At 55.8% G+C, this 12,862-nt stretch carries 10 protein-coding genes; 8 read left to right on the top strand and 2 right to left on the bottom strand.

What is annotated here, in order from left to right; all coding sequences use genetic code 11:
- Positions 1 to 37 precede the first annotated feature (37 nt).
- The gene (rep, locus tag EGO56_RS18535; RefSeq protein WP_135910468.1) at positions 38 to 2,059 is read left to right on the top strand and encodes a DNA helicase Rep; all 2,022 of its coding nucleotides are present in this window, start codon (positions 38 to 40) and stop codon (positions 2,057 to 2,059) included.
- A gap of 42 nt (positions 2,060 to 2,101) precedes the next feature.
- Here rep and gppA read toward each other — a convergent pair whose 3' ends face one another.
- Positions 2,102 to 3,586 carry a guanosine-5'-triphosphate,3'-diphosphate diphosphatase gene (gppA, locus tag EGO56_RS18530; protein ID WP_135910467.1) on the bottom strand — a complete coding sequence of 495 codons (1,485 nt, stop codon included), beginning with the start codon at positions 3,584 to 3,586 and terminating at the stop codon, positions 2,102 to 2,104.
- A gap of 6 nt (positions 3,587 to 3,592) precedes the next feature.
- On the bottom strand, positions 3,593 to 4,885 hold the full coding sequence (gene rhlB / locus EGO56_RS18525; RefSeq protein ID WP_013359670.1) for an ATP-dependent RNA helicase RhlB: 1,293 nt from the start codon (positions 4,883 to 4,885) through the stop codon (positions 3,593 to 3,595).
- Between the two features lie 116 nt (positions 4,886 to 5,001).
- On the opposite strand from rhlB, the gene trxA reads away from it, so the two are divergent.
- The 7 genes from trxA (at position 5,002) to rffG (ending at position 12,849) form a co-directional block, all read left to right on the top strand.
- On the top strand, positions 5,002 to 5,334 hold the full coding sequence (gene trxA / locus EGO56_RS18520) for a thioredoxin TrxA (RefSeq protein ID WP_003851963.1): 333 nt from the start codon (positions 5,002 to 5,004) through the stop codon (positions 5,332 to 5,334).
- Positions 5,335 to 5,686: 352 nt separating this feature from the next.
- Positions 5,687 to 6,946 carry a transcription termination factor Rho gene (gene rho / locus EGO56_RS18515; protein WP_003851960.1) on the top strand — a complete coding sequence of 420 codons (1,260 nt, stop codon included), beginning with the start codon at positions 5,687 to 5,689 and terminating at the stop codon, positions 6,944 to 6,946.
- A gap of 280 nt (positions 6,947 to 7,226) precedes the next feature.
- Positions 7,227 to 8,306: a UDP-N-acetylglucosamine--undecaprenyl-phosphate N-acetylglucosaminephosphotransferase gene (gene wecA, locus EGO56_RS18510; RefSeq protein ID WP_033734802.1), complete on the top strand. Its 1,080-nt coding sequence runs from the start codon at positions 7,227 to 7,229 to the stop codon at positions 8,304 to 8,306.
- Positions 8,307 to 8,335: 29 nt separating this feature from the next.
- Entirely contained in the window at positions 8,336 to 9,385 is a 1,050-nt protein-coding gene (gene wzzE, locus EGO56_RS18505; RefSeq protein WP_135910608.1) for an ECA polysaccharide chain length modulation protein, read from the top strand.
- Positions 9,386 to 9,395: 10 nt separating this feature from the next.
- The gene (wecB, locus tag EGO56_RS18500; RefSeq protein ID WP_033784696.1) at positions 9,396 to 10,526 is read left to right on the top strand and encodes a non-hydrolyzing UDP-N-acetylglucosamine 2-epimerase; all 1,131 of its coding nucleotides are present in this window, start codon (positions 9,396 to 9,398) and stop codon (positions 10,524 to 10,526) included.
- Positions 10,523 to 11,782: a UDP-N-acetyl-D-mannosamine dehydrogenase gene (wecC, locus tag EGO56_RS18495; RefSeq protein ID WP_135910466.1), complete on the top strand. Its 1,260-nt coding sequence runs from the start codon at positions 10,523 to 10,525 to the stop codon at positions 11,780 to 11,782. The genes wecB and wecC overlap by 4 nt, the downstream gene beginning before the upstream one ends.
- Positions 11,779 to 12,849, top strand: coding sequence for a dTDP-glucose 4,6-dehydratase (gene rffG, locus EGO56_RS18490; RefSeq protein ID WP_135910465.1), 1,071 nt, complete (start codon positions 11,779 to 11,781; stop codon positions 12,847 to 12,849). The genes wecC and rffG overlap by 4 nt, the downstream gene beginning before the upstream one ends.
- The last annotated feature ends 13 nt before the right edge of the window (positions 12,850 to 12,862 follow it).

The raw sequence follows: 12,862 nt of genomic DNA, 5'->3' as shown, positions 1-12,862 counted from the left end.
AACCCCTTTCTTTTGATTCAATCAGGCGATTTCTCCTATGCGTTTAAACCCCAGCCAACAACGTGCCGTCGAATTTGTTACCGGTCCCTGTCTGGTGCTGGCGGGCGCGGGATCGGGCAAAACCCGCGTAATTACCAAGAAAATCGCCCACCTGATTCGTGAATGCGGTTATCAGGCGCGCCACATCGCTGCGGTGACCTTTACCAATAAAGCCTCGCGCGAAATGAAAGAGCGTGTGGCGCAGACGCTGGGCCGCAAAGAGGCGCGCGGCCTGCTGATCTCAACCTTCCATACGCTGGGACTGGAGATCATCAAACGCGAAACGGCGGCGCTGGGCATGAAGTCGAACTTCTCGCTGTTCGACGATCAGGATCAGCTCGCCCTGCTGAAAGAGCTGACCAAAGAGTGGCTGGAAGAGGATAAGACGCTGTTGCAGCAGCTTATCTCCACCATCTCTAACTGGAAAAACGATCTGATCGATCCGCAGGGCGCTGCTGCGCAGGCGAAATCACAGCAGGATAATATCTTTGCCCACTGCTATGCCCTCTATAGTCAGCATCTCAAGGCGTGCAACGTGCTGGACTTTGATGACCTGATCCTGCTGCCGACGCTGCTGCTGCAGCGTAATCAGGAAGTGCGTGAGCGCTGGCAGCAGCGTATCCGCTATCTGCTGGTGGATGAGTATCAGGACACCAACACCAGCCAGTATGAGCTGGTTAAGCTGCTGGTTGGCGCACGCGCGCGCTTCACGGTAGTCGGCGACGATGACCAGTCGATTTACTCCTGGCGCGGCGCACGGCCGCAGAATCTGGTGCTGCTGAATCAGGATTTCCCGGCGCTGGAGGTGGTGAAGCTGGAGCAGAACTACCGTTCTTCGCAGCGCATCCTGAAGGCGGCCAATATCCTGATTGCCAATAATCCGCATGTCTTTGAGAAGCGGCTCTTTTCGGAGCTGGGGCAGGGCAGCGAGCTGAAAGTGCTGACCGCCAACAGCGAAGAGCATGAGGCGGAGCGGGTCACCGGTGAACTGATCGCGCATCACTTTATTAACCGCACGCAGTACAAAGATTACGCGATTCTGTATCGCGGCAACCATCAGTCACGGACCTTTGAAAAGTTTCTGATGCAGAACCGCATCCCCTATCGCATCTCTGGCGGCACCTCCTTCTTCTCCCGGCCGGAGATTAAAGATCTGCTCGCCTATCTGCGTGTGCTGACCAATCCTGAGGATGACAGCGCGTTTCTGCGCATCGTTAATACGCCGCGCCGCGAGATTGGCCCGGCCACGCTGCAGAAGCTCGGTGAATGGGCCAACCTGCGCAGCAAGAGTCTGTTTAACGCCAGTTTTGATGTCGGTCTGGGGCAGACGCTGAGCGGCCGTGGTCTGGAGCATCTGCAGCGCTTCACCCACTGGCTGAATGAGATTATCCAGCTGAGCGAACGAGAGCCGGTGAATGCCGTCCGCGATTTGATTCGCGGCATCGACTACGAAAGCTGGCTGTTCGAAACCTCCGGCAGCCCGAAAGCCGCCGAAATGCGGATGAAAAACGTCAACACGCTGTTTCAGTGGATGACTGAAATGCTGGAAGGCAGCGATATCGATGAGCCAATGACGCTGGCGCAGGTGGTGACGCGCTTTACCCTGCGCGACATGATGGAGCGTGGTGAAAGCGATGAAGAGCTGGATCAGGTGCAACTGATGACGCTGCACGCCTCTAAAGGGCTGGAGTTCCCCTATGTGTTCCTGGTGGGCATGGAAGAGGGGCTGCTGCCGCATCAGAGCAGCATCGATGAGAACAACATCGAAGAGGAGCGTCGCCTGGCTTACGTGGGGATCACGCGGGCGCAGAAAGAACTGACCTTTACCCTCTGTCGCGAACGCCGGCAGTATGGCGAGTTAATCCGGCCAGAACCGAGTCGTTTCCTGCTTGAGCTGCCGCAGGACGATTTGCAATGGGAGACCGAGCGCAAAGTGGTCAGTGCGGAAGAGCGGATGAAAACCGGGCAGAGTCGGGTCGCCGGATTGAGAGCGATGCTGGATAAAGCGAAGAAGAGTTAAACCTCGCAGGAGGCGAAGGAAATTCGCCTCACGCGGGTGCTATTACGACAGGGTTAACAACCAGTGGACGTAAGACTGATAGTGGCTTTCCTGCTCCAGCAGTTCGCTGCGCAGCGGATGCGCCTCCAGCCAGCCTGCGGGCAGGGTCAGATGCAGGGCATCATCGTCTGCCAGTAGCCGCACTGCAGGCAGGGTGTCATCGCGACGGCGGGTGGAGAAAATAATCGCCAGCCGCAGCAGACGGCACATCCGTTCCGCCAGACGCGGCGGCAGCGCGTTTTGCTGAGTCAGCAATGCCAGATCGATGCTGCCGCTCTGATTTTGCAGTAAACAGGCCAGCAACTTCTTCTGCGCCGGTGTGAAGCCAGGCAGATCGAGGTGACGCACCAGATACGCCGCATGCTGTGGCGCATGACGGAAGTCGACGCTCAGGCCAATTTCGTGGATCGCGCAGGCGCTGAGCAGCAGCTCACGACAGCGCTGATCCAGCTTCCACGGTGTGGAAACCTGACGGAAAAAGCTCTCTGCCAGCTGACGCACGCGGTCTGCCTGTTCGACATCGATGCTGAAACGGCGCTGGACATTGTGCAGCGTACGAGTACGGATATCGCGGTCAATCGGCAGATGAAGCATGCCGTAAACCAGTCCTTCGCGCAGGGCGCCGCCTGCCAGTGTCATGCTATCAATGCTGAGTTCCTGGAAGATAGCGATCAGGATCGACAGGCCGCTCGGAAACACCAGCGCCCGTTCCAGCGTCAGTCCTTCGATTTCCAGCTCTTCCAGTTTGCCGCACTGAATGGCGCGCTGTTTCAGCTGCTGCAGTTTATTCAGCGTGATGCGCTCATCCATACCCTGCGCCACCATGATCTCCTGCAGCGCCTGAACCGTGCCGGATGCACCGACACAGGCCTGCCAGCCCTGCGCACGCAGCTGCGCGGCAATCGGCTGGATCATCTCACGGGCCGCCTGCTCAGCCTGGTCGAAGTTCTCTTTTGCCAGATGACGATCGCTGAAGAAGCGCTCCAGCCACGTCACACAGCCCATCGACAGACTGAACAACACGGATGCGTGTGAGCCGTCGCCGGTAGCCAGTTCGGTACTGCCGCCGCCGATATCGACCACTAAGCGCTTGTCGGAACCGCCGGTAGTGTGGGCCACGCCCTGATAAATCAGGCGCGCCTCTTCTTCACCGCTGATGACGTTGATGGTACAGCCGAGAATCTGCTGGGCGGTGTCGAGGAAGGTCTGCGCATTGGCAGCCAGACGCAGCGTGGCGGTCGCCACCACGCGAATCTGATCGGGGGGAATATCCTGCAGTTGTTCAGAGAAGAGTCTGAGGCATTGCCAGCCACGCGACATCGCGTCGGCTGACAACAGGTTATTTTTATCCAGACCGGCAGCAAGGCGAACCTTGCGCTTAATTTTTGCGACGGTCTGAATACTGCCAGAGACTTCGCGCACCACCAACATATGAAAGCTGTTAGACCCTAAATCGATCGCTGCATAAAGTGACGACGCGCTGAGCATGGTGGCCTAACCTGAACGTTTGCGGTTGTTGTTGCGTGGAGCACCGCGACGATTGGCGTTATTCCCTCCGCGACGCTGGCCATTGCCGGTACGACTGCGTTGCAGACGCTTAGGTGGCGGTAAATCGGTTAACAACGCTTCGCTGCTGTACTTGCTGACCGGAATGCTGTGGCCAATGTACTCTTCAATTGAAGGCAGGTTGAGTGCGTACTCTTCACAGGCCAGGCTGATCGAGTGTCCGCTGGCGCCGGCACGACCGGTACGGCCAATACGGTGAACGTAATCTTCACAGTCATCTGGCAGATCGTAGTTAAAGACGTGCGTCACAGCCGGAATGTGCAGGCCGCGAGCGGCTACATCGGTGGCGACCAGAATATCCACATCACCTTTGGTGAAGTCATCCAGAATGCGCAGGCGCTTTTTCTGAGCCACGTCGCCGGTCAGCAGACCAACACGGTGTCCATCGGCGGCCAGATGGCCCCAGATATCTTCACAGCGGTGCTTGGTGTTGGCGAATACAATGGCGCGATCGGGCCACTCTTCTTCCAGCAGCGTCTGCAGCAGGCGCATTTTCTCTTCGTTAGACGGATAGAAAAGCTCTTCCTGAATGCGATGGCCGGTTTTTTGTTCCGGTTCCACTTCGACATATTCAGCGCTGTTCATGTGCTCAAACGCCAGTTCACGGACGCGGTAAGAGAGCGTCGCCGAGAACAGCATGCTCAGACGCTGCGTAGCAGGCGGCATGCGACGGAACAGCCAGCGGATATCTTTAATAAAGCCGAGATCGAACATGCGATCGGCTTCGTCCAGCACCATGACCTGAATGGCACCGAGATTGACATGATTCTGCTTCGCGTAATCGATCAGGCGGCCGGTGGTTGCCACCAGAATATCAACGCCCTGTTCCAGCACTTTCAGCTGTTTGTCATAACCGTCTCCGCCATAGGCGAGACCCAGTTTCAGGCCGGTTGAGGCGGTAAGGGGTTCGGCATCCGCATGAATCTGCACAGCAAGTTCACGCGTCGGCGCAAGAATTAAAGCCCGTGGCTGGTTAACCTGACGACCTTCTGCCGCAGGATGAGAGAGAAGATGATGAAACGTTGACGTCAGAAACGCCATCGTTTTGCCGGTACCGGTTTGCGCCTGGCCTGCAACATCACGCCCTGAAAGCGTAAAAGGCAGAGCTAACGCCTGAATCGGCGTGCAGTATTGAAAGCCTTTACTATCAAGGGCTTCCACCACTTTTGGGTGCAGGGCGAAGTCGGAAAACTTCTGTTCAGTTAAGTGTGTTTTGCTCATAGTGTGGTAGAATATCAGCTTACTATCGCTTTACGAAAGCGTATCCGATGAAATAAAGTCAACCAACATTGGTATATATTACGCCAATTCGCCAGGCATAATCTTTGGAGTAAAACATGAGCAGCGATAAAATCGTTCATCTGACTGATGACAGTTTCGACACCGACGTGCTGAAAGCCGACGGCGTTACACTGGTAGATTTCTGGGCTGAATGGTGTGGTCCTTGCAAAATGATCGCGCCCATCCTTGATGAAGTTGCAGAAGAGTATGATGGCAAGCTGACCATCGCTAAGCTGAATATTGATGATAACCCAGGCACGGCACCGAAATACGGCATTCGTGGTATCCCGACGCTGCTGCTGTTTAAAAATGGCGAAGTCGCCGCGACCAAAGTGGGCGCGCTGTCTAAAGGCCAGCTGAAAGAGTTCCTGAACGCCAACCTGGCGTAATTCAGGGCTGAACGTCTGGCAGTGGTGAATTTATCTCCTGCTGCTGGACGTTCGCTTTCGGGCGTGCTAACTTACCAATACTGCATTACGAACTTACCTTGTAGTTTGCATCTAAAAGTTTTCCCTTGTTGAACCCTGTCGCCCTGTACCTTATAAAGATAGAACGGTTCAGCAATCTTACGGTTAGCTCCAACTCTGGCATCACATTCGGACATCTGCCTGCATACCGATCGCCATTTCATACGATGATCGTCGGGAAGAGCCGAAAAGAGCCATTAACGGCATGGATTAATTGCCATACCACTCACGACAAACATTCCGAGTATTACCCCGAGTTTAAGAACCCATCACTATGAATCTTACCGAATTAAAGAATACGCCGGTTGCTGAGCTGATTACTCTCGGCGAAAATATGGGGCTGGAAAATCAGGCTCGCATGCGCAAGCAGGACATTATCTTTTCCATCCTGAAGCAGCACGCGAAAAGCGGCGAAGACATCTTTGGTGATGGCGTGCTGGAGATTCTTCAGGATGGATTTGGATTCCTCCGTTCCGGAGACAGCTCCTACCTCGCCGGCCCTGATGATATCTACGTTTCCCCCAGCCAAATCCGCCGCTTTAACCTCCGCACTGGTGACACCATCTCTGGCAAAATCCGTCCACCAAAAGAAGGTGAACGTTATTTTGCGCTGCTGAAAGTTAACGAAGTTAACTACGACAAGCCGGAAAACGCGCGTAATAAGATTCTGTTCGAAAACCTCACGCCGCTGCACGCAAATAAACGTCTGCGTATGGAGCGGGGTAATGGCTCAACGGAAGATTTAACCGCTCGCGTACTCGATCTGGCATCGCCGATCGGTCGCGGTCAGCGTGGTCTGATCGTAGCACCGCCGAAAGCCGGTAAAACCATGCTGCTGCAGAACATCGCGCAGAGCCTGGCGTATAACTACCCGGATTGCGTGCTGATGGTGCTGCTGATTGACGAGCGTCCGGAAGAAGTGACCGAGATGCAGCGTCTGGTTAAAGGCGAAGTTATCGCCTCAACCTTCGATGAGCCTGCTTCGCGCCACGTTCAGGTTGCTGAAATGGTGATCGAGAAGGCCAAGCGTCTGGTTGAGCATAAAAAAGATGTCATCATCCTGCTCGACTCCATCACACGTCTGGCGCGTGCCTACAACACCGTGGTGCCTGCTTCAGGTAAAGTCCTGACCGGTGGTGTGGATGCCAACGCCCTGCATCGTCCAAAGCGTTTCTTTGGTGCTGCACGTAACGTGGAAGAGGGCGGAAGCCTGACCATCATCGCGACCGCGCTGGTTGATACCGGTTCGAAGATGGACGAAGTAATTTACGAAGAGTTTAAAGGTACCGGTAACATGGAACTGCATCTCGCCCGTAAAATTGCTGAAAAACGCGTCTTCCCGGCGATTGATTACAACCGTTCTGGTACGCGTAAAGAAGAGCTGCTCACCTCTCAGGAAGAGCTGCAGAAGATGTGGATCCTGCGTAAGATTATTCACCCGATGGGCGAAATCGACGCAATGGAATTCCTCATCAACAAGCTGGCGATGACCAAAACCAATGATGAATTCTTCGATATGATGAAGCGTTCATAATCCGATACTGCCAGGCCGGACCACAGATTCGGCTTTTTTAGTTCAAATGCGCAGAAAATCGACCTTACGCCACGTCTCAACGTGGCGTTTTTCATTTGTGAGCTATAGGATTGAACACTGGCAGGAGCATTTATAATGACTGTGGTAGTGATGGCGAATTTATGACCGTTCGTCTGTCTCTTTATGCAGAATTCGGAATCCGACACAGCACCAGTCGCGCTTTTTCGCGTATTGTGGTGCGGGATGTTAGCTGAGAGCGTTTAACGTGAATTTACTCACTATGAGTACTGAGCTTGGTTTAATTTTTCTCTTTTCCCTGGCTTTCCTCTTTTTTGCTCGAAAAGCAGCTAAAAAAATTGGTTTAGTTGACAAGCCTAACTCACGTAAACGTCATCATGGCGCGATTCCGTTGGTGGGCGGCATTTCCGTGTTCGCAGGTATCTGCTTTACGTTTGCCATCACCAACTACTATCTGCCACACGCGCTGCTCTATCTGGGCTGCGCCGGGGTTCTGGTGCTGGTTGGCGCACTGGATGACCGATTCGATATCAGCGTCAAAATTCGCGCAGTCGTACAGGCCATCGTCGCGCTGGTGATGATGTTTGGCGCAAAACTCTATCTGCTCAGCCTGGGCTTTATCGTGGGTCCGTTCGAGCTTATCGTGGGGCCCTTCGGCTATGTCCTGACGCTGTTTGCCGTCTGGGCTGCGATCAACGCCTTTAATATGGTAGACGGGATCGATGGTCTGCTGGGCGGACTCTCCTCGGTCACCTTTGCCGCAATGGGCATCATCCTCTACTTCGACGGCCAGACCAGCCTTGCGATGTGGTGCTTTGCGATGATTGCCGCCACGCTGCCCTATATCCTGCTTAACCTCGGCTTCCTGGGGCGTCGCTTCAAAGTCTTTATGGGCGATGCCGGCAGCACCATGATCGGCTTCACCATTATCTGGATTCTGCTGGAAACGACGCAGGGCCTGAGCCATCCCATTACACCCGTTACCGCACTCTGGCTGATCGCCATTCCGCTGATGGATATGGTGGCGATTATGTATCGTCGCCTGCGCAAAGGCATGAGCCCGTTCTCGGCCGATCGTCAGCACATCCACCATCTGATTATGCGTGCTGGTTTTACCTCGCGTCAGGCCTTTGTCCTGATTACCGTTGCGGCGGCCATCCTCGCCGGTATCGGTGTACTGGGTGAATATCTGGCGTTCATCCCGGAGTGGGTGATGCTGCTGCTGTTCCTGGGCGCTTTTATGGTTTATGGCTACTGCCTGAAGCATGCGTGGCGCGTGGCGCGACGCGTCCGGCGTATCAAGCGTCGTCTGAGCCAACATCGCGAAGCAAAAAATAAATGAACCCGATGCTGAAAAAGGATACCTCTGCCATGCCTGCTGACGTTGTGGACAACGAACTGGATATTCGCGGCCTGAGCTGCCGTTTATGGCGTGGCAAACGCTGGATTGTCGGGCTGGCGCTGCTGTTTGCTCTGATCGCCTGGCTGGCGACGCTGCTATTGAAACAGGTCTGGAGCACCACGGCGATCACCGATCGCCCGACGGTGAACATGCTGGGCTCTTACTATGCGCAGCAGCAGTTCCTGACCAATCTGGATGTGCGCAACAATGCCCTGACGCTGGCTGCACCGTCACCGACAGTGATGGATCAGGTTTATCAGGAGTTCACCATGCAGCTTGCCTCCTGGGATACGCGTCGGGAGTTCTGGCAGCAAACGGATTACTACAAGAACCGTAAAACCGGCAATGCGCATAACGATGCTGCGCTGCTCGACGATTTGATCGGCAACATCCTGTTCACGCCCGCAGACGCAGCACATAACCTGCCCGATAACGTTAAACTCAAAGCGGAAACAGCGGGCGACGCCAACAATCTGCTGCGGCAGTACATCGCTTACGCCAGTGAGCGCGCCGCGCGTCATCTGAATGATGAGTTAAAAGGAGCCTGGCGGGCGCGTACCGATCAGCTGCAGGCGCAGGTGAAACGTCAGGAAGATGTGGCTAACGCAGTCTTCCAGCGCCAGCAGCATCGGCTGGAGCAGGCGCTGAAGATTGCCAGCCAGCAGGGCATCAATGAGAAACAGACGCGCGAAGCGGGTGAGAACCTGGCAGACAGCGACCTGTTCCTGCTGGGCCAGCCCGTTCTGCAGGGACAGCTGGATACCCTGCGCGCCACCGGTCCAGGCTTTGATATCAGCTATGATCAGAACAGAGCAATGCTGACCACGCTGCAGACCGGACCAAAACTGAACAGCCAGTTTCAGACCTACCGTTATCTGCGTACGCCGGAAGAGCCGGTATCACGTGACAGTCCGCGACGTCTGTTCATGATGATTATGTGGGGTGCCGTTGGGGCATTAACAGGCGCGGGTGTGGCGCTGGCACGTCGTCCGCGTCTGATGTCAGACGCGCATGATTGAGAGAAACAGTGTGAAAGTTCTGACCGTATTTGGTACTCGTCCGGAAGCGATTAAAATGGCGCCGCTGGTGCAGGCGCTGTCGCAGGATCCCGCTTTTGAATCGCGACTGTGCGTGACCGCCCAGCATCGCGAAATGCTCGATCAGGTGCTGCGTCTGTTCAAGCTGGAGCCGGACTATGATCTCAATATTATGCGTCCCGAACAGGGACTGACCGAGATCACCTGCCGCATTTTAGAGGGCATGAAAACCGTCCTGCTCGACTTCAGACCGGATATCGTGCTGGTGCATGGTGACACCACCACGACGCTGGCGGCGAGCCTCGCGGCTTTTTATCAGCAAATCCCCGTCGGGCATGTGGAGGCGGGTCTGCGTACCGGCGATCTCGCCTCGCCCTGGCCGGAAGAGGGTAACCGTAAGCTCACTGGCCATCTTGCCCGCCTGCACTTCACGCCTACCACCCGCTCGCGTCAGAACCTGTTGCAGGAGAATCTGCCCGATGCGCGCATCGTCGTCACCGGTAATACGGTCATTGATGCACTGCTGTGGGTTCGCGATCGAGTGCTGGACGACAGTAATCTGAACGCACAACTGGCGGCGCGCTATCCGTTTCTCGACCCGGATAAGAAACTGGTACTGGTTACCGGCCACCGGCGTGAAAGCTTTGGCGGCGGTTTTGAACGTATCTGCAGCGCGCTGGCGCAGATTGCCCGCCAGCATCCCGAGGCGCAGATTGTCTATCCGGTACATCTCAATCCCAATGTCAGCGAGCCGGTTAACCGGATACTCAGCGGCATTGAGAATATCATTCTGATTGAACCGCAGGAGTACCTGCCGTTTGTCTGGCTGATGAACCGCGCCTGGCTGATCCTTACCGATTCCGGCGGCATCCAGGAGGAAGCGCCTTCACTGGGCAAGCCGGTACTGGTGATGCGCGACACCACCGAGCGGCCCGAAGCCGTTGATGCCGGAACCGTCAGACTGGTGGGAACCGATATCGCCAGAATCGTTGCCAGCGTCAGCGAATTACTGAGTGATGACGATGCGTGGCAGGCGATGAGCCATGCCCATAACCCGTATGGCGATGGCAAAGCCTGTGGTCGTATTTTACAAGCCTTAAAAGATAACCGAGCCGAATTATGAGTTTTGAAACCATCTCCGTGATTGGACTGGGATACATTGGGCTGCCGACGGCAGCCGTTTTTGCCTCAAAGGGAAAAAAAGTGGTGGGCGTGGATATCAACGCGCGCGCCGTAGAAACCATCAATCGTGGCGCGATCCACATTGTGGAACCCGATTTAGATCAGGTGGTGCATGCGGCCGTGACGCGTGGCGATCTGCGCGCCACCACGCAGCCTGAAGCCGCTGACGCTTTTCTGATCGCCGTACCGACGCCATTCAAAGATGATCATCAGCCCGACCTGCGCTTTGTCAAAGCTGCGGCGGAGTCGATCGCGCCGGTTCTTAAAAAGGGCGATCTGGTGATTCTGGAATCGACCTCGCCGGTGGGCAGCACCGAACAGATGGCCGACTGGCTGGCTGCGGCGCGTCCCGATCTGCGTTTTCCGCAGCACGGAGAGACGCCCGATATTTTTGTCGCCTACTGCCCGGAGCGCGTGCTGCCCGGCCAGGTGATGGTTGAGCTGATTAACAATGACCGGGTGATTGGCGGCATGACGCCTGCCTGTTCTGCCCGCGCCAGCGAGCTCTATCGGCTGTTTTTAAAAGGTGAATGCGTTGAAACCAATGCTCGTACCGCCGAGATGTGCAAGCTGACCGAAAACAGCTTCCGTGACGTGAATATCGCCTTTGCCAATGAGCTGTCGCTGATTTGTGCCGACCAGGGAATTAACGTCTGGGAGCTGATTGCGCTGGCGAATCGCCATCCGCGCGTCAACATTCTGCAGCCGGGTCCGGGCGTCGGCGGTCACTGTATCGCCGTCGATCCCTGGTTTATCGTGGCGCAGAATCCCGAACTAGCCCGCCTGATCCGCACCGCGCGCGAGGTGAATGACGCCAAGCCGCAGTGGGTGCTGGACCAGGTGAAAACCGCGCTGGCGGACTGTCTGACGCAGACCGGCAAGCGCGCCAGCGATATCACCATCGCCTGCTTTGGCCTGGCCTTTAAACCGAATATCGACGACCTGCGCGAAAGCCCGGCCGTCGGTGTGGTACAGAAAATTGCTGAGTGGCACAGCGGCAAGACCTGGGTAGTTGAACCGCACATTGAGCAGCTTGCTGACTCGCTGGCTGACAAAGCAGAGCTGGTCTCCTGCGAGCAGGCGCTGGCAAAGGCCGATATTCTGGTGATGCTGGTCGATCACCGCGCCTTCCGTGCCATTGATGCCGCCGACGTTCAGCAGAACTGGATTGTCGACACCAAAGGTGTCTGGCGATGAAGCGGTTTCTGATCACGGGCGGTGCCGGTTTTATCGGCTCGGCTCTGGTGCGCTTTCTGATCGCAGAAACCGGACATCAGGTCGTGGTGGTCGATAAACTCAGCTACGCCGGAAATCTGGCGTCACTCGCCAGTGTGGCCGATTCGCCCCGCTTCTGTTTTGAGCAGGTGGACATCTGTGATCGTCCGGCGCTTGATCAGGTTTTTGCCCGCCATCAGCCAGACTGCGTAATGCATCTTGCGGCTGAAAGCCATGTTGATCGCTCGATTGACGGGCCGGTGGCTTTTATCGAGACGAATATTGTCGGGACATATCAGCTGCTGGAAGCCGCGCGTTCTTACTGGCAAAACCTGGATGACGCGCGCAAAGCGGCCTTTCTGTTCCATCATATCTCGACCGATGAAGTGTTTGGCGATCTGCATGACAGTCAGGCTTATTTCACCGAAACCACCCCTTATGCGCCAAGCAGTCCTTACGCCGCCTCTAAGGCCAGCAGCGACCATTTAGTGCGGGCCTGGCTGCGAACCTACGGTCTGCCCACGCTGGTTACCAACTGCTCAAATAACTACGGCCCCTGCCATTTCCCGGAGAAGCTGATTCCCCTGACCATCATCAATGCGCTGGCCGGCAAAGCCTTACCGATTTACGGCAACGGCCAGCAGATTCGTGACTGGCTCTACGTTGAAGATCACGCTCGCGCACTCTATCAGGTGGTCAGTCAGGGCAAGCCAGGCGAAACCTATAATATTGGCGGCCATAACGAACGCCGCAATATCGAGGTAGTCGAAACCATCTGCAGCCTGCTTGAAGAGCTGGCCGCAGAGCAGAAACCTGCCGGGCTGGCGCATTATCGCGACCTGATTACCTATGTCACTGACCGGCCCGGTCACGATCAGCGCTACGCCATCGATGCCAGTAAAATTGCGCATGAACTTGGCTGGGTGCCGCAGGAAACCTTTGAAAGCGGCATGCGTAAAACCGTGGCATGGTATCTGGCTAATCCCGCCTGGTGGCAGGCCATTCTTGATGGTCGCTATCAGGGCGAACGCCTCGGCTTATCGCAATAAACCCGCGTAAGGA

This window comes from Pantoea vagans (genome assembly GCF_004792415.1).
Classification (GTDB): domain Bacteria; phylum Pseudomonadota; class Gammaproteobacteria; order Enterobacterales; family Enterobacteriaceae; genus Pantoea; species Pantoea vagans.
This window is presented reverse-complemented; position numbering and strand designations above follow the sequence as displayed.

What these genes read in the sequence shown, in the direction of transcription:
- wecC (WP_135910466.1), top strand. Translation starts at nt 10,523, where the DNA reads ATGAGTTTTGAAACCATCTCCGTGATTGGACTGGGATACATTGGGCTG.
- rep (WP_135910468.1), top strand. Translation starts at nt 38, where the DNA reads ATGCGTTTAAACCCCAGCCAACAACGTGCCGTCGAATTTGTTACCGGT.
- rffG (WP_135910465.1), top strand. Translation starts at nt 11,779, where the DNA reads ATGAAGCGGTTTCTGATCACGGGCGGTGCCGGTTTTATCGGCTCGGCT.
- wecA (WP_033734802.1), top strand. Translation starts at nt 7,227, where the DNA reads ATGAGTACTGAGCTTGGTTTAATTTTTCTCTTTTCCCTGGCTTTCCTC.
- wzzE (WP_135910608.1), top strand. Translation starts at nt 8,336, where the DNA reads ATGCCTGCTGACGTTGTGGACAACGAACTGGATATTCGCGGCCTGAGC.
- rhlB (WP_013359670.1), bottom strand. Translation starts at nt 4,885, where the DNA reads ATGAGCAAAACACACTTAACTGAACAGAAGTTTTCCGACTTCGCCCTG.
- trxA (WP_003851963.1), top strand. Translation starts at nt 5,002, where the DNA reads ATGAGCAGCGATAAAATCGTTCATCTGACTGATGACAGTTTCGACACC.
- rho (WP_003851960.1), top strand. Translation starts at nt 5,687, where the DNA reads ATGAATCTTACCGAATTAAAGAATACGCCGGTTGCTGAGCTGATTACT.
- gppA (WP_135910467.1), bottom strand. Translation starts at nt 3,586, where the DNA reads ATGCTCAGCGCGTCGTCACTTTATGCAGCGATCGATTTAGGGTCTAAC.